We start from the raw sequence: 20,218 nt of genomic DNA, 5'->3' as shown, positions 1-20,218 counted from the left end.
CGGGTGGGGGGTCAGAGGCTGTCGGAACGGGGCTCGGGCAGCTCGGCCGGGTCGGCGAGCGCGGCGAGCGAGGTGCGCAGCGACGTGATCACGACGGTAGGCCGGCGGCTGACGTCCATGAGGTTGCCGCCCATCGCCTCGAGGTCCTCGTGGCCGGGGCCGATCATCGTCACCTCGGCGCCGTCGGCGTGCAGGACGGCGACCTCCTTGAGGGCCCGCGCGGTGACCCGGTTGCGCCACTGCCGCTCGAGCCGGCTGACCAGCGCGGACGGGGCGTCCGAGTCGAAGGAGACCTGCGGCGCGAGGACGAAGACCTCGTCCAGGCCGCGCCCGACGAGCAGGTCGAGGTTGGTCGAGGACCAGGTGCCGCCGTCGATGAACCGCCGCTCGCCGATCCGGACCGGCTCGTACCACCCGGGGATGGCGCACGAGGCCATGACCGCCTCGGCGGCGTCGACGACCGGCGCACCCTCGCGGCCGAAGGGGACCCGGACCCCCGCGTCGTAGTCGACGGCGGCGACGGTCAGGCCCGCCCGGGGCGGCCAGCCGGACGGGACGACGTGGCGCACCATCGCGCCGACGCTGTCGAGCCGGCCGCGGCCCTCGGGCAGGAACGCGGCGAGCACGGCGGTCGGCGGCAGCTGGCGCAGCTCGCGGATCCCCTTGCGCAGCAGCACCGGTGAGCCGAGACCGGCCCGCGGCGTGGGCGGGCGGTCGCCTCCGGTGGCCGACTCGTAGTCCCACGTGAAGCCGGCCAGCGGCCCCTCGTCGACGTGGCCCTCGAGCTGGTGGGTGCGGATCTGCGCGACCGACACCCCGGCGGCGAGCAGGGTGACGAGGACCGACCCGGCCGAGGTGCCGACCAGCTCGTCCACCTCGCGCACGTCGACGCCGAGGGTCTCCTCGAGCGCGGTGAGCGCGCCCACCGCCCACGCGGCGCCGAGGACCCCGCCGCCACCGACGACCAGCCCCCGACGCGGCCGGGTCACCCGGCGCCCTCGCGCTTCTGCGACAGCTCGGCGAGCGAGTCGACGATGCTCTGCCCCAGCACCTCGACGTCGGGCATGGCGTTGCGGTCGGCGTTGAGCCCGTAGTAGACCCCGCCGTCGTACGACGTCAGCCCGATGGCGAGCGCCTGCCCGCGGGCCAGCGGCATGACGGGGTAGGTCGAGAGCATCGGCGCGTGCCCGGCGTAGAGCGTCGACTGCGGTCCGGGGACGTTGGTGACGACGACGTTGAACAGCCGCCGCGACATCGCCGACCCGAGCCGGGCGCCGAGGGCGTGCAGGGTCGGCGGGGCGAAGCCCGCGAGGCCGACGAGCCGCTCGGCGCCGACGGCCTGGCCGCCCTCGATCTGCTGGCGCATGGCGAAGGCGACCTGGTGCAGGCGCATCGACGCGCCGGGCTCGCCGACGGGCAGGTCGACGAAGCACGCGGTGAGCCGGTGCCCGACCCCCGCGCCGCTGCCGTCGCCGGCGCCGTCGATGCTCACCGGCACCATGGCGCGCACGACCGAGCCCGGGCCGACCGGCTCGCCGCGGGTGAGCAGCCAGGTGCGGAACGCGCCGGCGATCGTCGCGAGGACGACGTCGTTGATGCTCACGTCCTCGGCGTAGGCGCCCTGGCCGAGCCGGGCGCGCACCCGCCGGTGGTCCTCGAGGTCCGTGCCGACCATGACGAAGCGGCGGGCGGCGCCGATCTCGGCGTTGAGCGGCGACACCGGCGCCGGGCGGGCGGCGCCGCGGGCCACGGTCGACAGGAGCGAGCCGACGCCGCGCAGCACCCGCTCCCCCACCTCGCGGACCTCGTTGGCGCCCCCGCGGACGGCGTCGAGGGCCTGGCTGGGGCCGAGCAGGTTGTCGACGACGGCGTCGCCGACGAGCTGGAGGTCGGTGGGCTCGGAGCGCGGGCGCCAGGCGTCGGTGACCGGCGCGGGCTCGCCCGGCTCGCCGTCGAGGACGAGCTGGGAGATGTCGACGGCGTGCACCCCGTCGACGAGGGCGTGGTGGGTCTTGGTGACGACGGCGAAGCGGTCCAGCTCGAGGCCCTCGATGAGGTAGACCTCCCACAGCGGCCGGCGCCGGTCGAGCGGCCGCGACTGGATGCGGGCGACGAACTCCTGCAGCTGGTCGTCGCCGCCCGGGCGCGGCAGCGCCGACTGGCGCACGTGGTAGCTGAGGTCGAACGCCTCGTCGTCGACCCAGACCGGGTTGGCCAGCCGGCCGGGCACCTCGCGCACCTTCTGCCGGAAGCGCGGGTAGCCGACGATCCGCCGCTGGACGAGGGTCGACAGCTCCTCCAGCGAGAACCCCTCCGCCGGGGTCTCGAACACCATGACCGAGCCGACGTGCATGAAGGTCGTCGGCTCCTCGAGGTAGAGGAACGACGCGTCGAGGGACGTCAGCCGGTCGGGCACCGCCTCATCGTGTCAGAGCGGGTACGGCGCGCGGGGTCCGTGACCGGACCGTGTCCGGGAACTCACAGCGGCGGACCGCCGGGGCGGGTCCCCCCGACGAGGCTGCGCAGCGCGTCCCGGACCAGCTCGGCGGGGACGGTGCCGGGGGCGACGCTCGCGGTCAGCTCGAGGTGGTCGCGCAGCCGGTGGGCCACGAGGCTGAGGCCGTCGGGCGCCACCGGGAACCCGGCGCCGACGTACCGCCCGCGCCGGCCCTCGAGCCAGGGCAGCGTGTCGCTGCCCGGCAGGCCCGGCACGGTGTTGAAGGTCAGCCGCAGCGGCGCGCCCGGCCCGCCGCCGGCGGACGGGGGCCGGAGCAGCGCGCCCACCGCACCGAGCACGGTCGCCGGGACCGGTCGCCCGCTGGCGACGACGTGGGCGAGCGCGCTGCCGACCGCGCGCGGGTCGAGCAGGTCGCAGGGCAGCCGGACGGCCTTGGCCAGGTTGCCGCCGACCGCGGTGCCGGGGGGGAGCCCGACAAGGTAGCGGCGCAGGTCGACGAGGGTGAAGAGGCCGGAGGTGTCGAGGGGGACGCCGGCGTCGACGAGGGCCCGCGCGGACAGCGTGGCCAGCGCCGCCGCGAGCGGGGCGCCGGGGGCGTGGGCGTTGCGCCAGCGGCTCACCGCGGCGAGGTCGGCGGGCTCCAGCCGGGTGCCGACCAGGCGGGTGCCCGACCCGGGGCCCGCGTCGACCCGGTCGGGCGGGCCGGCCCCCCGGCCCCGCGGACCGGCCCCGACCGGGCGCCGCTGCACGGCGAGGCGGGCCCAGTCGCGGGCGTGGGTACGGGTCTGCGCGAGGGCCGCCCGGCCCAGCAGGCCCGCGTCGAGGCGGCGCTCGCGCAGCACCGGGCCGGGGTCGCCGAGCAGGAGCGAGCGCAGCAGCAGCGCGGTCGTGACGGCGTCCCCGACCATGTGCGAGGCGGTGCAGCCCAGCGACGTCGGCCCGACGGTGACCCGGACCGGCAGGTCCTCCTCGTGGCCGCGGGTGAGGTCCTCGAGGGCGGCCTCCTCCTGCCCCGGCCGGGGGTCGGGGCCGGCCACGACGACCCGGTCCAGGTGCTCCTCGACCCGGTCCGGGTCGACGGGGACCCAGCGCAGGCGCCGCGGGTCGAGGAGGGCGCCGTACGGGGTGTCGGGGCGGCCGGTGACCACCGCGCGGACCGTCGCGCGGACGACGTCGACCGGGGGGACGCGCACCCCGCTGACGAGCAGCGCGGCGTACCGCCCGGCCCAGGCCCGGTCGACCGCGGCGACCCGTCGCCCCGGAGGTGGGCTCACGCCGCGCCTCCCACCCCGGCGGCGTCGAGGACCTCGAGGTAGACCTCACGGGTGCGGGCGGCCACGTCGTCCCAGTCGGGGACGCGCACGCGGACGCGGCCCTCGCGCCCGGTCTCCTCGAGGGCGCTGCGCACGGCGGTGGCCAGCAGCGTCGGCCCCGCCGTCCGCGGGACGAGGGTGGCGCTGCCGTGCAGGTGCTCGCGGGCGACCTCGCGGTGGGCGGGGATGTCGCTGAGGACGGTCCGGCAGCCGGCCGCCGCCGCCTCGACGGGCGCCATCCCGAACGCCTCGTGCGCGGACATCGAGACGAGGACGTCGGCGGTGCGCAGCCAGCGGTGCAGCTCGGGGGTGGCGACGTCGTCGAGGACCCGCACCCGGTCGGCGAGCCCGAGCCGCGCGGCGAGGGCCCGCAGCCCGTCGCGCTCGGGCCCGCGCCCGACGACGACGAGCCGGGCCCCGGGGACGTCCGGCATCGCCTCGACGACCCGGTCGTGCCCCTTGTAGGGCTCGAGCCGCCCGACGGCGAGGACGGTCGGCCCCTGCTCGGGCCAGGGGTCGGCGGCCCGGATCGCGGCGGTCTCGGCGCCGTTGGGGATGACGGTGGTCCGCGCGGCGACGCCGGGGAAGTCCTGCTCGAGCAGCCGGGCCTCGGCGGCCGAGACGCAGACCACCCGGTCGGCCGCGGCGACCAGCCGGGCCCCGAGGTGCCGGTAGCCGCCGTGCAGCACGCGGGCCGCCGCCGAGTGCCCCGTCCCGTGGTAATGCGGGGTGAGGACGACCGGGTGGCGCCGTCCGGCGAGCGCGGCGAGGCCGCTGAGGGCGTGGTAGCTGTGCACGTGCAGGACGTCGCCGCGGCCCGCCTCGCGCAGGCCCGCGACGACGAGCCCCGGCGCGGTGGTCATGCCCGGGGTCGGCAGCGACCGGTAGCGGCGCACGACGACCCCGTCGAGGACGTCCTCGCGCCCGCGCAGCGCCGGGTCGGGCGTGCCGGCGAGCACCCGGACCGCGTCGCCCCCGGCCGCGAGCCGGCGCGCGACCTGGGCGACGTGCTCCTCGACGCCGCCGCGGTCGGGCGGGTAGCCGGGGCTGACGACGGTGACGCGCAGCCGGTCCGGTCGGGCGGGGCTCACGGGCGCGGCCCGGCGGAGGTGGTGGCGATCGTGCTCGTCCTCGGGCTCGTGGTGGGCAGCGCCTCGAGGACGCGGTCGGCGTAGAACGAGTATCCCGCCGCGTCCGGGTGGATGTCGTCCCGGGTGCAGACGTGCGTGAGCGCGCACACCCGGGCGACGGGGGCCGCCACCCGGCGGCCCTGCACGGTGGTCGTCGTCGGGGTGAGGGGGTCGTAGGCGCCGGTCAGCGCGGCGACGTCGACGAAGCGCGCGCCGGCGGCCGCGTAGGTCCGGGCCAGCGCCGGGCCGAGCAGGTCGCGGAAGACGGGGACCGAGGCGCGGGCGCGGGCGGCCTCGCGCTCGCCGCCCCGGGCGAGCTGCCCGAGGACCACGTCGGGGTAGCCGAGACCGACGACGGTCGCCGTCGGGGCGAGTCGCCGTACGGCGGCCAGCAGGGTGCCCAAGCGGGTGGTGAGGCCGGGCAGGGCGGCGCGCACGCAGTCCGCCGCGTCGTCGCGGTCCAGGCACGGCAGGACGTCGTTGCCGCCGAGGACGACGGTGACCAGCCGCACCCGGCCGGCCCGCTCGCCCAGCACCTGCTCGAGCGCGGCGAGCTGGGTCGTGCCCGGGTGGGCGAGCAGGTCCGGTCCGTAGGGGGACGTGCACCGGGTCTCGGTGAGGACCGAGTCGGTCGTCGCGCCCGGGCAGGCGAGCTGGACGAGCTCGAGCGCCCGCGGGGTGCCCGCGAGGCGGCGGACGACCTGGACGGCGAAGCCCTGGTCCGTGGGGAAGCCGCCGGGCTGGTAGCCGGCGGCGTACGAGTCGCCGACCGAGACGTACGTCGCCGCGCCGGGAGGGGAGCCCGTGGCGGCGGTCGCGGCGGTCGCGGTGGCCGTGGTGGACGGGGTGGACGTGGGGGTCGGCGACGGCGCGCAGCCGCCGAGGAGCGCGACGAGGGGGACCGCCAGGAGGGTCATGATGGCCGGGAGGGCCGGGCGTCGGCGCGGGCGTCTCGGCACGGGGCTCCCTGCGGTGGGTGGACGGCGCGGCTGACGGAAGAGTCGCTTCTGCCCGGTATGGTAGGCGACCGTCGGCAGGGGGAACCGCCGTGAGCCCTCCTGGGCTCCCGACGTGAGGAGCTCGATGACCACGTTGACCGTCGTCATGCCGGTCCACGACGAGGCGGCGGGCGTCCTCACCGCGGTGGGCCGCGTCCTCGCGGTGAACTACCCCTGCCCCACCCAGGTCGTCGTCGTCGACGACGCGTCGCAGGACGCGACGTGGGAGCGGCTGGAGACGGTGGACGACCCGAGGGTGCGGCTCGTGCGGCACGAGCGTCCCCGGGGGCGCGGCGCGGCCGTCCGGACCGGCGTCGGCCAGGCGTCGGGCAGCCACGTGCTCGTCCTCGGCGCCGACCTCGCGTACTCCCCCGACGACGTCCCCGCGCTGCTGGCCCCCGTCCTCGACGGGGTCGCCGACCACGTGTTCGGGGTGCGGGTGCTCGGGCTGCACACCCGCTTCCCGTCGTTCCGCGCCGCCGTCGGCGGCCGGGCGACGACGCTCGCCGCCAACCTGCTCTACGGGTCCTGCCTCACCGACCTGCACGCCGGCCTCAAGGTCGTGCCGACCGCGCACGTGCGCGCCCTCGGCCTCGAGAGGACCGGGGCCGCGCTCGGCACCGAGCTGACCGCGCGGCTGCTGCGCGCCGGTGTGCGCCCCTACGAGGTGGCGGTCTCCTACCGGGGCCGCCCGCCGGTTGAGGGCCGCGGCCCGACGGTGCGGGAGGGGCTGCGCCGCCTCGCGGTCCTCGTCCGGGTGCGGCTCGCCCCGGCGCGGCCGCTGCCCCCGACGGGGGCGTCGGCGGGTCCGGTCGCGCGGCCGACGGGCGGGGTCCCGGCCGACGCGGGCCCCGAGCACCGGCGCGTCGGGTGAGCGGCGTCTGCCTCGTCGGCCCGGGTTTCCGCTTCCTGTCCGGGCTGTCGGTCTACACCTGCCGGCTGGCCAACGCGCTGGCGCAGGACGGGCAGGACGTCGACGTCGTCCTCCTCGACCGCCTCGTCCCGGCCCGGCTCTACCCGGGCGGCCACCGCGTCGGCGCGCCGCTGTCGTCGCTCGCCTACGACCCGCGGGTGCGGGTGGCGGCGCAGGTCGACTGGTACGGCGCCGGGCTGGTCCGCGCGCTCGCCCACCTGCGGCGCCGCCGGCCGCGCGTCCTCGTCCTGCAGTGGTGGACGGCGGCGACCCTGCACACCTACCTCGCCCTCGCGCTGGCCGCGCGCCGGCTCGGGGTCCCCGTCGTCCTGGAGTTCCACGAGCTGCAGGACACCGGCGAGGCGGCGGTGCCGCTCGTGGCGCCGTACCGGGCCGCGCTCGTCCCCACCCTGCTGCGCCTGGCCTCCGGTGCCCTCGTGCACACCGAGCACGACCGGGAGATGCTCCAGCAGGCGTACGGCGACACGCTGGCGCACCTGCACGTCGAGGTCGCCCCGCACGGCCCGTACGACCACCTGCCGACCACCGCGACGCCGCCCGGGGGGTCCGGGGCGGGCGACGAGCAGGACGTGACGCGGCTGCTCTTCTTCGGGCTCATCCGGCCCTACAAGGGCCTCGAGGACCTCGCCGAGGCGTTCGACGGGCTGACCGACGAGCAGGCGCGGCGCTTCCGGCTCACCGTCGTCGGCGAGACGTGGGAGGGCTGGACCCGGCCGACGCGGATGCTCGCCGGAGGCCGGCACCGCGACCGCGTCGAGGTCGTCAACGAGTACGTCACCGACGAGGCCGCCGGCGCGTACTTCGCGGCCGCCGACGCGGTGGTGCTGCCCTACCGGCGCGGCTCGGCGAGCGGGCCGCTGCAGATCGCCATGAGCCGCGGCCTGCACGTCGTCCTCTACGCCGTCGGCGGTCTCGTCGAGGCCGTGCGCGACTACCCCGGCGCACGGCTCGTGCCGCCCGACGACGTGGCCGGGCTGCGGCAGGCGCTGCTCGACCTCGAGCCCGTCCGGCACGAGCGCTTCCCCGACCCGCACTCGTGGGACCGCACGACGGCGGCGCTGGACCGGCTCGCCCGGCCCGGGTCCGCCGCGGGCTGACGTGGGGGTCGGGTCGTGGACGCGGTGACGGCGGGCGACCTCGTCCGGGCGCCCGGCGGGACCGGGACCACCGCCGCGCGGGGGGTCCGGACGTCCGCCCGGGTGGCGGTGGTGCTCGCGGCCGCGGCCGGGATCCCGGTCGTCGGGCTCGCCTACCGGCTGTCCGGGTCCGGCGCCTGCGCACAGCTGTACTACGCCGTCTTCTGGGCCGGCCTGCTGCTGGCCGCGCTGCCCGTGACGGTCCTCGTCGTCCGGGCCGGCACGCACCGGCGCGACCGGGTCCTCGGGCTCGCGCTGCTGGCCCTGGTCACCGCCGCGCCCAAGTACCTGCGCAACCCCGCGGGACCGCTGTACCACGACGAGTACGCGCACTGGCGCGAGGCGCTCGACGTCCTCGCCGGCGGGGCGCTGCGCCCGCCCAACGCGATCATCCCCATCGCGGCGGACTACCCCGGCACGTCGGCGCTCACCGCGCTCGTGCACGCCCTGTCCGGGCTCGACGTGTGGGGGTCGGGGCTGCTGCTCGTGCTGTCCGCCCACGTGCTGGCCTTCTTCGCCGTCCTCGTCCTCGGGCAGGTGCACCTCGGCTCGGCGCGCGCGGGGGCGGTGTCCGCGGTCGTCTACTCGCTCAACAGCTCCGTGCTCTACTTCGACACCCAGTACGCCTACGAGTCGGTGACGATGCCGTGGTTCCTCTGGGTCCTCGCGCTCACCTCGCTCGCCGCGCGCGAGCCGCGCCCGGGGGCGCGGCGCGGGCTGGTCGCCGGGGCGGTCCTCGTGGCGGCGGCCACGGTGGTCACCCACCACCTGACGACGCTGTCGCTCGCCGGGGTGCTGCTGCTCGTCACCCTCGGTCAGGCAGTGCGTCCCCGGCTGCTCGGCCGGACCCGCCCGCGCGGGGCCGGGGCGCCCGGCCCGGGGGACGACGTCGTGGTCCCGGCCCCGGCCGCGCACCCGCGGGTGTGGCCCGTCGTCACCGCGGCGGTGCTCGGGCTGGCCGGGCTGTGGGTCGGTCTCGCCGCGCGCGCGACCCTCGGCTACCTCTCGCCGTACGCCGGCAGCTCGGTCACCCAGCTGGGCGACATCGCCTCCGGCGACGGGCGGACGGGTCGCCGGCTGCTCGCGGCGTCGTCGCAGCCGCTGTGGGAGCGCGGGCTGTCGGGGCTGGCGCCGCTGCTCGTCGGGCTGGTCTGCCTGTGGGCGGTGCTCCTCGTGCGGCGCACCCGGACCCGCTGGTCCGGCGACACCCTGGCGCTCATGGTGTTCGGGCTCGTCTACTTCCCGTCCGTCGCCTTCATCCTCGCGCCGATGGGTGCCGAGGGGGCGCGCCGGTCGTGGGCCTTCACGTACGCCGGCGTCGCGCTGCTCGTCGCGCTCGCCGTCGCCCACCCGCCGCGGGCGCCAGGTCCCCTGCGTCGGGTCCCCGCGCGGTGGTGGCCGCGGCTGGGGGTGCTCGCCCTCGCGGCGGTGATGGTCGGCAACGTCGGCGCCGGGCTCAACGACCCCTACCGCTTCCCGGGCCCCTTCACCTGGGGCTCGGACACCAACTCCGCGAGCGCCGAGGCGCGCACCGTCGCCGAGCAGCTCGGCATCGCGGTCGGCCCCGACGGGCCGGTGCGGGCCGTCGCGGACCGCTACACCGGTCTGGCCCTGTCGGCGTACGGCGGCGTCTACGTCGCCACCCCGTCGACCGGCTTCCCAGCCGCCGACCTCGCGCAGACCGACCGCGACCCGGAGCCCGACCTCGTGCGCCAGCTCGTCGAGTCCCGGTACGACTACCTCGTCGTCGACACCCGGATGGCCGACGCGCCGGCCTTCAACGGCGACAACTACGGCGACGCCGACCCGCTGAGCGGTCGGGCCACGCCCCGCGCGTTCCTCGAGCGCCTCGACACGGTGCCGTGGGCCTCCCGGGTGATGAGCACCGACCACCTGCGCGTCTACCGGCTCGACCTGAGCCGGGTCGGGCGGACCCTGGGGACGGTCCCGTGAGGCCCGGGGACCGGCCGGGGGCCGGGCGGGCGGTGTCGGGGCGGGCGCTCGAGGCGCTGGCCGGGGTCGCCCTCGTCGCGTCGGCCGTCGGGATCGCGCTCGCCGGGGCGCCGAGCCCGGTGCGCACGCTGTTCTCGCTGCCCGTCGTCGTCCTCGTCGCGGGTCGGGCGCTGGGGGCCCTCGTCCTCGGGGCGCGGCCCGCCCCCGAGCGCCGCGCGGTCGTCGACGAGGGCACCCTGCGCGTCGTCGTCCCGGTGCTCCTCGGGGTCGTCGCGGCCCTCGGCTCGGCCCTGCTGCTCGGGCTCGTCCTGACCCCGGCCCTCGGGGTGCGGGTGACGACCACCTCGCTGCTCGTCGCGGCGGGCGCGGTCGCGGCGGCGCTGCACCTGGTGGCGACCGCGGGGCGCCGTACGGGCGGGGGCCGCCACGACCGCCGGCGGACGGCGCTGGTCGCCCGCCGGGTCGTCCTGCCGGCGCTCGGCGCCGTCCTCCTGCTCGTCGGCGCCGTCGCGGGCGCCCGCGCCCTCCTCACCGAGCGCGTGGAGCGCTACACGCAGCTGGCCCTCACCGACCCGCCCATCTCCTCGCCCGACGGCCTCGTCGTCGCCCCCGGCGCTCGGGTCACCGTCGGCTGGGTCCTGCGCGCGTACGACGAGCCGCTGCCCACCGACCCCCCGGTCACCCTCACCGTCGCCGGGGCCGCGGCGGGCGAGGTGACCCGCGGCGAGGCCGCGCCGCCCGCCGACGCCACGGGCGCCACCGCCTCCCGCGCCGGCACCGTCTCCGCCACGGCGCCGACCACCCCGGGCCTCTACCGCGTCGCGCTCACCGTCGGGGACGCCGGGGCCGCGCAGACGCTCGACCTCGTCCTCGAGGTCCGGCCGTGACCGCGGCGCCGGGGCTGGTCGGGCTGGTCGGGCTGGCCCGCTCGACGTGGCAGCGCCTCGGGCACGACCGGCTCTTCCGCAACAGCGCCGCCATCGTCCTGACGACCGTCGTCACCAGCGGCCTGGGCTACGTCATCTGGCTCACCGTGGCCCGGGTCGCCGGTGCCGACGTCAGCGGCGACGGGGCCGCGGTGACGAGCCTGCTCATGGCCGCGACCCTCGTCGCGGCGATCGGGCCGGCGGCGGCGATGATCGAGTGGCTGCCGCGCGCCCAGGGGGCGGCGCAGTGGCGCCAGCGGGTCACCGCCGGTCTCGTCACCACGAGCGTCGCCTCCCTCGTCGGCGGGGTCGCCGCGCTCTGGCTCGGCGGCTGGGTCTTCCACGTCAGCCCGTCGCTGCGCACCCCGGCCGGAGCCGTCCTCTTCGTCGTCGGGACGGTCGCGACCGCGCACGGCAGCCTCTTCGACTTCGTCTGCATCTCCCGGGCCCGGGGCTCGATGATGTTGCTGCGCAACGCGATCGCGTCCGCCACCCGCCTCCCCGTCGTCCTGCTGCCGCTGGCGGTGGACGGCCACCCGGTGCAGGTGCTGACCGCGTGGTCGCTGTCCGCCGTGCTGTCGCTCGTCGTCTGCGTGCCCGCCTTCGGTGGCCGGCGCGACGGCTACTCGCTGCGGCCCGACCTGCGCCGGGTCGGCCCCGAGACGAGGCTGATCGGGCGCTCCGTCGTCGGCCAGCACCTCATCACGGTGACCGCCATGCTCACGACGTACCTGCTGCCGGTGCTCGTCGTCGACGTGCTGACCCCGACCGACAACGCGCACTTCTACGTCACCTGGATGCTCGGGTCGGTCTTCGCCGTCATCAGCCCCGCCGTCTCCACGTCGCTGTTCGACGCGGCCGCCGGGGACCCGGCGGGGATCCCGCAGGCGGTGCGCCGCAGCGCGCGGATCATCGCGCTGCTGCTCGCCGGACCCGTCGTCGTCTACCTCCTCGCGGGGCGGCTGCTGCTGCGGCTCTTCGGCCCGGAGTACCCCGCCGCCGGCGGGCTGCTGCTCCTGCTCCTCACGGTCGCCGCGCTGCCCGACGCGGTGACCAACGTCGCCGTGTCGGTGCTGCGCGCCACCGACCGGCTCGGGACCGCCGTCGCGCTCAACGGGCTGATGACGCTCGCCACCCTCGTCGGCTCGACCCTGCTGCTGCCGCAGCTGGGGATCGCCGCGGTCGGGTGGTGCTGGCTGGCGGCCCAGACCGCGGGAGCGCTGTGGGCCCTGGCCGCCCGGCCCTGGCGGGTGCGCGTGGGGGCTCCCGCGATGCCGTCGGCCGGGGCGTGAGGGACGTCGTGCGGATCGTCCACGCCGTCGACGGCTACCCCCCGGTCCCGGGCGGGATGGAGCAGGCCGTGGAGGCGCTCGCCGTCGCGCAGGTCCGGGCCGGGCACGACGTCACGGTCGTCTCCCTGGCCGGGCCCGGCCTGCCCGCCGTCGAGGAGCGCGACGGGGTCCGCGTCGAGCGGGTCGCCACCCGACTCGGCGCCGTGGTCGACCGGTTCGCCGCGGACCCGACCCACCGGTTCCACCCCACCGTCCCCGACCCCGGCGTCGTGCGGCACCTGGCGGCCACGGTGCGTCGTACGGGCGCCGACGTGCTGCACGCCCACGGGTGGGTGCTGGCCTCGGCGACCCGGGTGGAGCTGCCGCCGCGCACCCTGCTGGCCCACACGCTGCACGACTACGGGCTGCGGTGTGCGACGAGGACGCTCGTGCCGCGACGGCGGCTCGACGTCGTCTGCCCCGGTCCGCGCGCGGACCGCTGCCTGCCCTGCGCGGCCGGGTTCTACGGGGTCGCCAAGGGGACCGCGCTCGTCGCCGGGCTGGCGGCCGGCGCGCGCGCCCGGCGGCGGGTGGGGCTGTTCCTGCCGATCAGCGACGCGGTGGCCGCGACGCTGCCGCCGCTCGCCCCGGGGCAGCACGTGGCCGTCGTCCCGAGCGCCGTCGCCGACGACGCGCTCGACGCCGCGGCGGCCGCGCCGCGCCCGGGGTGGCTCCCCGACGGCGACGTCGTCCTCTTCGCCGGGCAGCTGGGCGAGCACAAGGGCGTCGGCCTGCTCGCGCGGGCGCACGCGGCGATGCGCGCGCCGGTGCCGCTCGTCCTCGTCGGCGCGGCCCGGGCCGACACCCCGGTGACGCCCGGTTCCGCCGACCGGCCCGTGGTGCGCGTCGGCCCGCGGCCGCACGCGCAGGTGCTCGGGGCGATGCGCGCCGCCGCGGTCGTCGCCGTGCCCTCGCGCTGGGCCGAACCGCTGGGCCTCGTCGCGGTCGAGGCGATGGCCGCGGGCACCCCCGTCGTCGCGAGCGACCTCGGGGGTCTGGCGGACGTCGTCACCGCGGGTACGGGGCTCCTCGTCGCCCCGGGGGACCCCGTCGCCCTCGCCGCCGCCCTGGACGGTCTGCTCGCGGACCCGGACCGGCGCCGCGCCCTCGGCGCGGCCGGCCCGGCCCGGGCCCGCGACTTCGCGGCGTCGCGGGTGGCCCGTCGGGTCCTGGCCGCGTACGACGCCGCGCGGCCGACGGGCTGACCGACCCGCGGGCCGACCCGCCCCCTCCGGCGGGTCGCCCCTCCCGGGCGGGCGGCCTCCCGTCGGCCGCGGTCTCAGCGCACCGCCAGCAGCCCGGCGGCGACGGAGCGGGCGACGAGGTCGTCGGCCCACCCCGGGAACCACACCCCCGACGCGGGGTCGCCCGGGTGGCAGGAGCCGTCGGACTCCCCCGGGTGCTTGACCCACAGGTAGCCGTCGAGGACGCCCCCACCGGGCACCGCGCCGGGCGCGTGGCCCAGCAGGCGACCCGCGGGGTTGCACCAGTCGCCCGGACCGGCCGGCGCCGGGCCGGCGCCGTTGCGCGAGGTGTCGACGACGAGGTGCGGGTCCGCGGTGGGGTCCAGGGTGCGGACCAGCTCGGCGACCTGCCGGCCGTAGGCGACCTCGCCGTCGGTGGCGTAGAAGTTCGACACGTCGAGGCTGAAGCCGCGGGCCCGGCCGACGTGCGCCGCGACGAGCCGGGTCGCGGCCTCCTGCGGGGTCAGCCACCACTCGTGGCCGGCGTCGAGGTAGACGGCGGTGCCGGGGTCCGCGGTGAGCAGGTCGACGGCGGAGGCCAGGGTGGCCAGCCGGGCCGCGGTGTCGGTGGCCGTGCCGGAGCACGACCCCTGGGCGAGCGCGTCGGGCTCGACGACGACGAGGACGGGGCGACCGGCGATGGCCGTCCGGACCCCGGCGACCCAGGCCAGGTACGACGCCGCGCTCGTGGAGCCGCCGGCGGAGTAGCTGCCGCAGTCGCGCCCCGGGATCGCGTAGAGGACGAGGGACGGCAGCGCGCCCGCCGCGGTCGCCCGGTCGACGTAGTCGGCGATCCACTCGACCCGGTCGCCCGGGCCGACCCACGTCGCCTGGGGGACGGTCGCCAGCGCGCGCACGGTGTCGGCGGCGGCGCCGGTCAGCGAGCCGAGGGCCTGCTGCTGCGTCCAGTCCCGGCCGTCGGCGTAGAGCCGTCGGCCGGCCAGCGGGTTGGTCGTGGTGACCGGGACCGGGACCGGGTCCGGCAGCGTCGGCGTGCCGATGCCGACGACCTGCCCGCCCTGGGCGGGCACCGGTCGGGGACGGGTCGCGGGACCGGCCGGCGCCGCCGTGGAGGCGGCCGCTGCCGCACTCGTGCCGGGGCCGGGCGAGGCGGCCGCCGGCGCGGTGCGCGAGAGGCGGACCGACCCCGGTCGGGCCACGGACCGGCCGGTCGCGGAGGGGGCCCGCCGGTCGGCGGCGGCGCCCGTCCCGGTCACCGGGGGGACGGCGCTGCGGTCCGTCGACGGGGCCGGCGTCGCCGGCGCGGGCGCCGACTGCGTCGGCGTCGGCGTGGGCGTCGACGTCGGCGTCGGCGTCGGCCGTGGCGTCGCCGACCGTGTCGTGGCCGGGTCCGAGGGGACGCCGGGGACCAGCCGGAGCGTGCTGCCGCCCGCCGCGCGGGACGAGCCGGCGGCGCCGTCCTCGGACGAGGACGCCGACCACGGAGCAGAGGGGCCGGCGACGAGCACGGCGGTGGCGACGAGCGCCCCGAGGGGCGCGGGGCCGCGCCGGGCGGCGGATCGCCGGTGCGGGGCGACGAGCGAGCGGAGGGACACGAGGGGTCCTTCGGGCGCCGTACGGGCCGAGGGCGCGACGAGGTCGCGCCCGGGGGTCCGGCGCCGGTGTGGGGGGTGTGTGGGGTGGTCGTGCGCGAGAGGTCCGCGACCGGTCGCGGCGGGCGCGTCGGGGCGGGAGGGACCGCGTCGGGTGTGGGGCCCGGGCGGTGGACGGACGACGAGCAGGTCGTCCTGCGGTGGGACCGGTGCTGCCGGTTCGTGGTGCTGCCGGTTCGTGGTGCTACGGGTCGAGCGGGGTGCTGCGGCGGTCGGGCGGGGACCGGTGGGGGTCCGGGCGTCCGGGGTGGGGACCGTTCGCCGTGTGGCCGCCCCCGTGGGAGGGGCGAGCCGGCCGTCGGACCGCTAGCAGCAGGATAACGGACATAAGGGAAATCTTGCCAGCGATTCGCTGGGTTCGGTGGCGGCGGGCGGGCGGCGCTCCCGGGTCAGCGCCCGAGCCGGGCCCGGCGTCGGCGGGCGGGGGCCTCCACCCGGGCCAGCCGGGCGGCCAGGGCCCGCAGGGCGGTCCGCGCCGGCGACGTCGGGGCGGCCTCGGCGAGCACGCGACCGGTGAGCAGCGCGGCGTCGAACGCGGCCGCGTCGTCGGGGACCACCGCGACGGGGGTCACCCCCGCGAACCGCTCCAGGGCGGCGGTCACCTCGGCCTGCGGTCCGGGGCCGACGGCCGAGGCGCGCAGCCGGTTGACGACGACCTGCGGCGGCGGCGTCCCGACGGCGGAGAGCGACTGGAGCCCGCGCACCAGCCGCTGCAGCCCGACGGGGTCGCCGGCCCCGACGGCCACCACCTCGTCGGCCGCGGCCAGGGCGGCGAGGGCCACGCCGTTGCGGCGGGGGGCGAGCGTGTCGTAGCTCAGCTCCTCGTCGTCCTCGAGGTTGAACCCGATGTCGACGACGACGAGCGCGGCCAGCAGCCGTGCCACCTGCAGGACACGCTCGACCGCGGCGGGGCGCAGCTCGGGCCACCGCTCGGCGCGGGGCAGACCGGTCAGCACCCGCAGCCCGGGCAGGACCTGCGGGGTGAGCCGGGCCAGGACCGGCAGGTCGAGGGTGCCCTGGTCGGCGGCGCGGGTCGCCGCCGCCACCCCGGGCGCCTCGTCGAGCAGCGAGAGGGCCTGCGCCACGCTGGCGCCGTACGTGTCGGCGTCGACGAGCAGCGTCGGCACACCGAGACCCGCCGCCTCGGCGGCGAGGTTGAGCGCGACGCTCGTGCGGCCCGGCGCGCCCGTCGGACCCCACACGACGACCACGCGACCGGTGGCGGGGGCGATCCCCACCCCCTCGGGTCGGGGGTCGTCGGGCGACCCGTCGTCGGCCCCCGGCGACGGGTCGCCGGGCCCCGCCCCGCCACCCCTCACGGCGCGGTCGGACCCGTGCCCCGTCGGGTGCGCGGACGGGCCGCCCCCGCCGGGCCGGCCGGGCGGGTCGGCGGGGTCGTGGGGGTGGCCCGGGCCGGGCAGGAGCGTGCTGCCGGGGGAACCCGCGGCCCCCGCCAGCGCCCGGTCGACGGCGAGCGCCAGGTCGGTGGAGGTGGTGTCCGCGGGGACGACCACCTCGACCCCGAGCTGGCGCAGCCGGCGCTCGGACGACTCCTCGCCCGGGGTGCCGGCGCCGACGACCTCGACGCCGTGCCCGCGCAGGGTCGCGACGACGGTGAGGTCGAGCCCGCGCAGGTCGTCGGAGACGACGGCGACCCGGCCCAGGCCGGCGGCCGCCGCGGCGAGCAGGTCGGCGAGGTCCGGACAGCGCCTGGTCAGCTCGAGGTCGCGGGCCGCCTCCACCGCGGTGGCCAGCCGGCTGTCCCACCGCGGACCGACGGCGACGAGGACGCCGGTCACGACCCGGGGGTCCCGGGGGCCGGGACGAGGGTGAAGCGCGCCAGCGCGTCGGTCCCGGCGATGACCGCGCCGACCGAGCCGCGGGGCACCAGCAGCAGCACCGCGGAGCGGGCCGACGACGCACCGAAGGTCGAGGAGTCCTGCGGGACCCCGGCCACCGTCACCCCGGTCAGCAGCCGCTCGGCCTGGCGGTAGCGCTCCTGCGTCGTCGAGGGGTCGCGCCGGCTGACCCACAGGTCGACGACGGAGCCGGCCGTCAGGCCGGTGGCCGAGACGGCGTCGACGGAGACCGCGACCTGCTGGACGTCGACGTCCGCGCGCGGCCCCACGGACTCCAGGGGGACCAGCTGGCCCGACGGCACCGAGCGGACCGCGTACGTGTCGTCGGGCAGCGAGCGGTCGGCGGGGAGGTACCGCCCGGTGAGGTCGCCGAGCTGCACCTCGACCCGGCGCACGCTGCCCGCCGTGACGTGGTCCCCGACCTTGATCGTCGTCGCCGCCGCCCAGACGGGCACGGTGTCGCGGGCGCTGGCGACCGCACGGGCCCCGAGGGCCGTGGCGAGCAGGACGAGCAGGACCCCGACGAGCAGCCGGGGGTCGCGCCAGCCCGGCCGGCGCAGCCTCGTCGCGGTCGGCGTCGGCAGCGACGTGCCCACCGTGTCCCCCTCTCCCCCCCGCTCCTCGGAGCGGTCCGGTCGTGTCCCGGGCCCATCATGACCGACCCGACCCGGCCCCCGCAGCGGGTCCGGGAAGGCCTGTGGACGACGGCGGTCACCCGGTCGGGCTGTGGGAGGATAACGCCGTCGAGCCGCTGCTCACCCCTCTGGCACCGCCACCCTCCCGAGGACCTCGCACCGCATGAGCACCCAACGCTTCCTCCAGCTGTCGGAGGTCTCCGACGTCCTCAACATCTCCGCCGCCCAGGCCTACGCGCTCGTGCGCTCCGGTGAGCTGCCGGCCATCAAGGTCGGCGGTCGCGGGCAGTGGCGCGTCGAGGTGAGCGAGCTCGAGGGCTACATCGCCCGGATGTACACCGAGACCCGGGAGTTCGTCGCGGCGCACCCGTTCGGCGCCGCCGGCGGCGAGGACGACCCGCAGGACTGACCCCGCGAGCGTCCGCACCCGTCGGGCACCGGTGCCGCCGGGCTGCGGACGCCCCGGTGAGGGCGGCTCGGGTCAGCGGCGGCGGACGGCCGCGACGGCGGCGAACGGGATCGTCAGCACGGTCCGCACGTTGGCGGAGCGCCGGGGCAGGTCGGCGGGGTGCTCGGCGAGGTCGAGCACGTCCCGCCCGACCGCGTCGACCGTGCCGGTGACGCGGTGGCCGTCGACGTCGACGACGTCGACGACGCTGCGGTCCCGGCTGACGGCCCGCAGCGCGGCGCCGAGCGCGAACGCGCGCGCCACCGCCCCCGTCGGCGCCAGCCGGGCCGCGGGCAGGACGAGCGCGCGCACGGCCGGGTAGGCCACGAGCACTGGGTGGTCCGGATGCTCCTGCACCAGCACCCAGTCGGCCCCGACGTCGGTCACCGGGCCGCGGAGGACCCCCACCCCCGCCACCCGCAGCTCGACCTCCACCCCCGTGCCGTAGCACGCCGTCAGCCGTTCCTGCAGACCCAGCAGCGCCCGCTCGCGCCGGGTGCGGTCGGCCACCTCGGCCTCGAGCTCTTGGCGCTCCTGCTCGCGGACCACCGCCTCGAGGTCCTCGAAGAGCCGTTCCCAGCGCACGTCCCACGTCCCCTCCCGACCAACCGCCGGCGGACCGGCCGGCCCGCGCGAGGGGCGAGCGTACCCAGACCGGGGCCCACCCCGACGCCGGTGTCGCTCTTGACATCAGCAAGCAAACGGCATCAAATGACGGTCAACACGCCTGAGCGGCAGCCAGGGCCACGAGTCGAGGGGACCGGACATGCGGGACGAGCAGGGGCGGACGCGGCGCCCGTCGCGCGGAGCCGGGTCGGTGGGCGCCGTGCTGCTGCTCGCGGCGGCGGGCCTGCTGGGGGTGACCGCCCTCGGGGCGGGCCGGCTCGCCGTGTGGGGGTGGCCGCTGCGCGGCGGCGGTGGTCCCGGCGACCCCGGCGACGCGCTGCTCGCGCTCGTGTGGGCCGCGGTCGGCCTCGTCGCGGGCTACCTCGCGCTCGCCGTGGTCGTGTGCCTCGCCGCGGCCGCCCCGGGTGCGGTCGGCCGGGCCGGACGACGGGCCGCCGAGCGCGCCACGCCCGCCCTGCTGCGCCGCCTGGCCTCCGCGACCCTGGGGGGCGCGCTGCTCGCCGGCGGCCTGGCCCCGGTCGCGGCCCTCGCGGCCGGCGGGACGACGGGAGCCGGGGCGTCCCCGGCCGCCGTCGCCGGGCCCGCGGCGTGGTCGGCCCGGGTCGCCGGGTCCGGCCTGTCCCCCGACCTCACGCCCTCCTCCACGACGACGCCGCCCCCTCCCACCGCTCCCACCGCTCCCCCCGCATCCCCCACCGCCCCGACGGCGACCCGGGCGACGACGCCCTCGCTCGGCGCGCTCGCCCCGGCGGCGCCGCGGGTCCTCGTGGGCGCCGGGCCGCACGCCGAGGTGGTCGTCGCGCCCGGCGACAGCCTGTGGCGCATCGCGGCGGCCCACCTGCCCGCCGGGGCCGACCCGGTCCACGTCGCCCGGGCCACCTCCGACTGGTACGCGACCAACCGGGCCGTCGTCGGCCCCGACCCCGACCACATCGAGCCCGGCCAGGTGCTGCGGGCCCCCGACCAGGCAGGTGGACGATGACCGTCAGCCCCACGACCCCGAGCCCCACGACCCCGAGCCCCACGACGGCGAGCGGCAGGATCCGGGTGACGCCGGTCCCCCGGCGCGAGCCCCCGGTGATCTCGGCGGACGAGGCGTTCGCGCCGGCGCCCGCGCCGACGGGCTACGTGCAGGGCGCGCTCGCGCTGGCCCCCGCCCCGTTCCCGTCCGACGCCCGCGCCCGCGGCGGGCTGCCGGCGCGGCGGGCCGTGGCGGCCGGTCCCGTCGACGACGAGCCCGACCCGCTGTTCGATCGGCAGCCCACCTCCCGCGTCGACCTGCCCCCGCCGGGGCCCTTCGCCGCCCGGATCGGCCAGGCCCTCGTCGAGGTGCTGTGGGGCGCCCGGCCCGCGGTCCAGGTCGTCCGGTGGACCTCGCAGGAGGTGCACGCGGTCGTGGCGAGGCGCTCCCTCGTCGCGGCCCGGCGCGGGCTGCGCGCCCGCCGGCCCCCGGTCGTGCGCCGGGTCCGGGTCTGCGAGCCCGCCGACGGCGTGGCCGAGGTCGGGCTCGTGGTCGTCGACGGCGACCGCGTCCGGGCGGTCGCCCTGCGCCTCACCGGCCTCGACGGCCGGTGGGTGATCACCGAGCTGCAGGTCGGCTGAGGCCGACCGGC

At 78.5% G+C, this 20,218-nt stretch carries 18 protein-coding genes; 9 read left to right on the top strand and 9 right to left on the bottom strand.

Annotated features, from left to right (window positions below):
• Window positions 1-11 precede the first annotated feature (11 nt).
• From FB458_RS13360 to FB458_RS13340, 5 genes are all read right to left on the bottom strand, one after another.
• Window positions 12-989, bottom strand: a complete 978-nt coding sequence (locus FB458_RS13360) for a patatin-like phospholipase family protein (RefSeq protein WP_141848924.1) — start codon at window positions 987-989, stop codon at window positions 12-14.
• Window positions 986-2,416, bottom strand: a complete 1,431-nt coding sequence (locus FB458_RS13355) for a WS/DGAT/MGAT family O-acyltransferase (protein ID WP_141848923.1) — start codon at window positions 2,414-2,416, stop codon at window positions 986-988. The genes FB458_RS13360 and FB458_RS13355 overlap by 4 nt, the downstream gene beginning before the upstream one ends.
• Window positions 2,417-2,478: 62 nt before the next feature.
• Window positions 2,479-3,732 carry a hypothetical protein gene (locus FB458_RS13350; protein ID WP_141848922.1) on the bottom strand — a complete coding sequence of 418 codons (1,254 nt, stop codon included), beginning with the start codon at window positions 3,730-3,732 and terminating at the stop codon, window positions 2,479-2,481.
• Window positions 3,729-4,862 carry a glycosyltransferase family 4 protein gene (locus FB458_RS13345; protein ID WP_170185682.1) on the bottom strand — a complete coding sequence of 378 codons (1,134 nt, stop codon included), beginning with the start codon at window positions 4,860-4,862 and terminating at the stop codon, window positions 3,729-3,731. The genes FB458_RS13350 and FB458_RS13345 overlap by 4 nt, the downstream gene beginning before the upstream one ends.
• Window positions 4,859-5,860, bottom strand: a complete 1,002-nt coding sequence (locus tag FB458_RS13340; RefSeq protein WP_170185681.1) for an SGNH/GDSL hydrolase family protein — start codon at window positions 5,858-5,860, stop codon at window positions 4,859-4,861. The genes FB458_RS13345 and FB458_RS13340 overlap by 4 nt, the downstream gene beginning before the upstream one ends.
• 124 nt (window positions 5,861-5,984) lie before the next feature.
• Here FB458_RS13340 and FB458_RS13335 point away from each other — a divergent pair, with 124 nt between their 5' ends.
• The 6 genes from FB458_RS13335 to FB458_RS13310 are packed head-to-tail and all read left to right on the top strand — an operon-like array spanning window position 5,985 to window position 13,384.
• Complete coding sequence (locus FB458_RS13335) at window positions 5,985-6,773, top strand: glycosyltransferase family 2 protein (RefSeq protein WP_141848919.1); 789 nt, start codon at window positions 5,985-5,987, stop codon at window positions 6,771-6,773.
• The gene (locus FB458_RS13330) at window positions 6,770-7,930 is read left to right on the top strand and encodes a glycosyltransferase (protein WP_141848918.1); all 1,161 of its coding nucleotides are present in this window, start codon (window positions 6,770-6,772) and stop codon (window positions 7,928-7,930) included. The genes FB458_RS13335 and FB458_RS13330 overlap by 4 nt, the downstream gene beginning before the upstream one ends.
• Before the next feature lie 15 nt (window positions 7,931-7,945).
• Entirely contained in the window at window positions 7,946-9,922 is a 1,977-nt protein-coding gene (locus FB458_RS21385) for a hypothetical protein (RefSeq protein ID WP_170185680.1), read from the top strand.
• On the top strand, window positions 9,919-10,809 hold the full coding sequence (locus FB458_RS13320; protein ID WP_141848917.1) for a hypothetical protein: 891 nt from the start codon (window positions 9,919-9,921) through the stop codon (window positions 10,807-10,809). The genes FB458_RS21385 and FB458_RS13320 overlap by 4 nt, the downstream gene beginning before the upstream one ends.
• On the top strand, window positions 10,806-12,140 hold the full coding sequence (locus FB458_RS13315) for a lipopolysaccharide biosynthesis protein (RefSeq protein ID WP_141848916.1): 1,335 nt from the start codon (window positions 10,806-10,808) through the stop codon (window positions 12,138-12,140). Before FB458_RS13320 ends, FB458_RS13315 begins: the two co-directional genes overlap by 4 nt.
• Entirely contained in the window at window positions 12,137-13,384 is a 1,248-nt protein-coding gene (locus tag FB458_RS13310; RefSeq protein ID WP_141848915.1) for a glycosyltransferase family 4 protein, read from the top strand. Before FB458_RS13315 ends, FB458_RS13310 begins: the two co-directional genes overlap by 4 nt.
• 74 nt (window positions 13,385-13,458) lie before the next feature.
• On the opposite strand, the gene FB458_RS13305 is transcribed toward FB458_RS13310, so the two are convergent.
• From FB458_RS13305 to FB458_RS13295, 3 genes are all read right to left on the bottom strand, one after another.
• Complete coding sequence (locus FB458_RS13305) at window positions 13,459-14,979, bottom strand: glycoside hydrolase family 6 protein (protein WP_141848914.1); 1,521 nt, start codon at window positions 14,977-14,979, stop codon at window positions 13,459-13,461.
• 446 nt (window positions 14,980-15,425) lie between these two features.
• A complete protein-coding gene (locus FB458_RS13300) occupies window positions 15,426-16,835 on the bottom strand; it encodes a CpaE/TadZ family protein (RefSeq protein WP_141848913.1) in 1,410 nt (469 codons plus the stop codon).
• Window positions 16,832-17,491 carry a CpaB family protein gene (locus FB458_RS13295; protein WP_141848912.1) on the bottom strand — a complete coding sequence of 220 codons (660 nt, stop codon included), beginning with the start codon at window positions 17,489-17,491 and terminating at the stop codon, window positions 16,832-16,834. Before FB458_RS13295 ends, FB458_RS13300 begins: the two co-directional genes overlap by 4 nt.
• A gap of 202 nt (window positions 17,492-17,693) precedes the next feature.
• Here FB458_RS13295 and FB458_RS13290 point away from each other — a divergent pair, with 202 nt between their 5' ends.
• Complete coding sequence (locus FB458_RS13290; protein WP_141848911.1) at window positions 17,694-17,939, top strand: helix-turn-helix domain-containing protein; 246 nt, start codon at window positions 17,694-17,696, stop codon at window positions 17,937-17,939.
• A 72-nt stretch (window positions 17,940-18,011) separates the two neighbouring features.
• On the opposite strand, the gene FB458_RS13285 is transcribed toward FB458_RS13290, so the two are convergent.
• On the bottom strand, window positions 18,012-18,563 hold the full coding sequence (locus FB458_RS13285) for a hypothetical protein (protein WP_141848910.1): 552 nt from the start codon (window positions 18,561-18,563) through the stop codon (window positions 18,012-18,014).
• 181 nt (window positions 18,564-18,744) lie between these two features.
• Here FB458_RS13285 and FB458_RS13280 point away from each other — a divergent pair, with 181 nt between their 5' ends.
• Entirely contained in the window at window positions 18,745-19,587 is an 843-nt protein-coding gene (locus FB458_RS13280) for a LysM peptidoglycan-binding domain-containing protein (protein ID WP_141848909.1), read from the top strand.
• Window positions 19,584-20,207 carry an Rv3235 family protein gene (locus tag FB458_RS13275; protein WP_141848908.1) on the top strand — a complete coding sequence of 208 codons (624 nt, stop codon included), beginning with the start codon at window positions 19,584-19,586 and terminating at the stop codon, window positions 20,205-20,207. The genes FB458_RS13280 and FB458_RS13275 overlap by 4 nt, the downstream gene beginning before the upstream one ends.
• Window positions 20,208-20,218 lie beyond the last annotated feature (11 nt).

This window comes from Lapillicoccus jejuensis (genome assembly GCF_006715055.1).
Lineage (GTDB): Bacteria > Actinomycetota > Actinomycetes > Actinomycetales > Dermatophilaceae > Lapillicoccus > Lapillicoccus jejuensis.
Note: the sequence above shows the minus strand (reverse complement) of the source record. Positions and strands in the feature narration are given on the sequence as shown.

Bases quoted from the DNA above. Each gene is read 5' to 3' on its own strand.
- FB458_RS13335 (WP_141848919.1), top strand. From the start codon at position 5,985: ATGACCACGTTGACCGTCGTCATGCCGGTCCACGACGAGGCGGCGGGC.
- FB458_RS13290 (WP_141848911.1), top strand. From the start codon at position 17,694: ATGAGCACCCAACGCTTCCTCCAGCTGTCGGAGGTCTCCGACGTCCTC.
- FB458_RS13280 (WP_141848909.1), top strand. From the start codon at position 18,745: ATGCGGGACGAGCAGGGGCGGACGCGGCGCCCGTCGCGCGGAGCCGGG.
- FB458_RS13275 (WP_141848908.1), top strand. From the start codon at position 19,584: ATGACCGTCAGCCCCACGACCCCGAGCCCCACGACCCCGAGCCCCACG.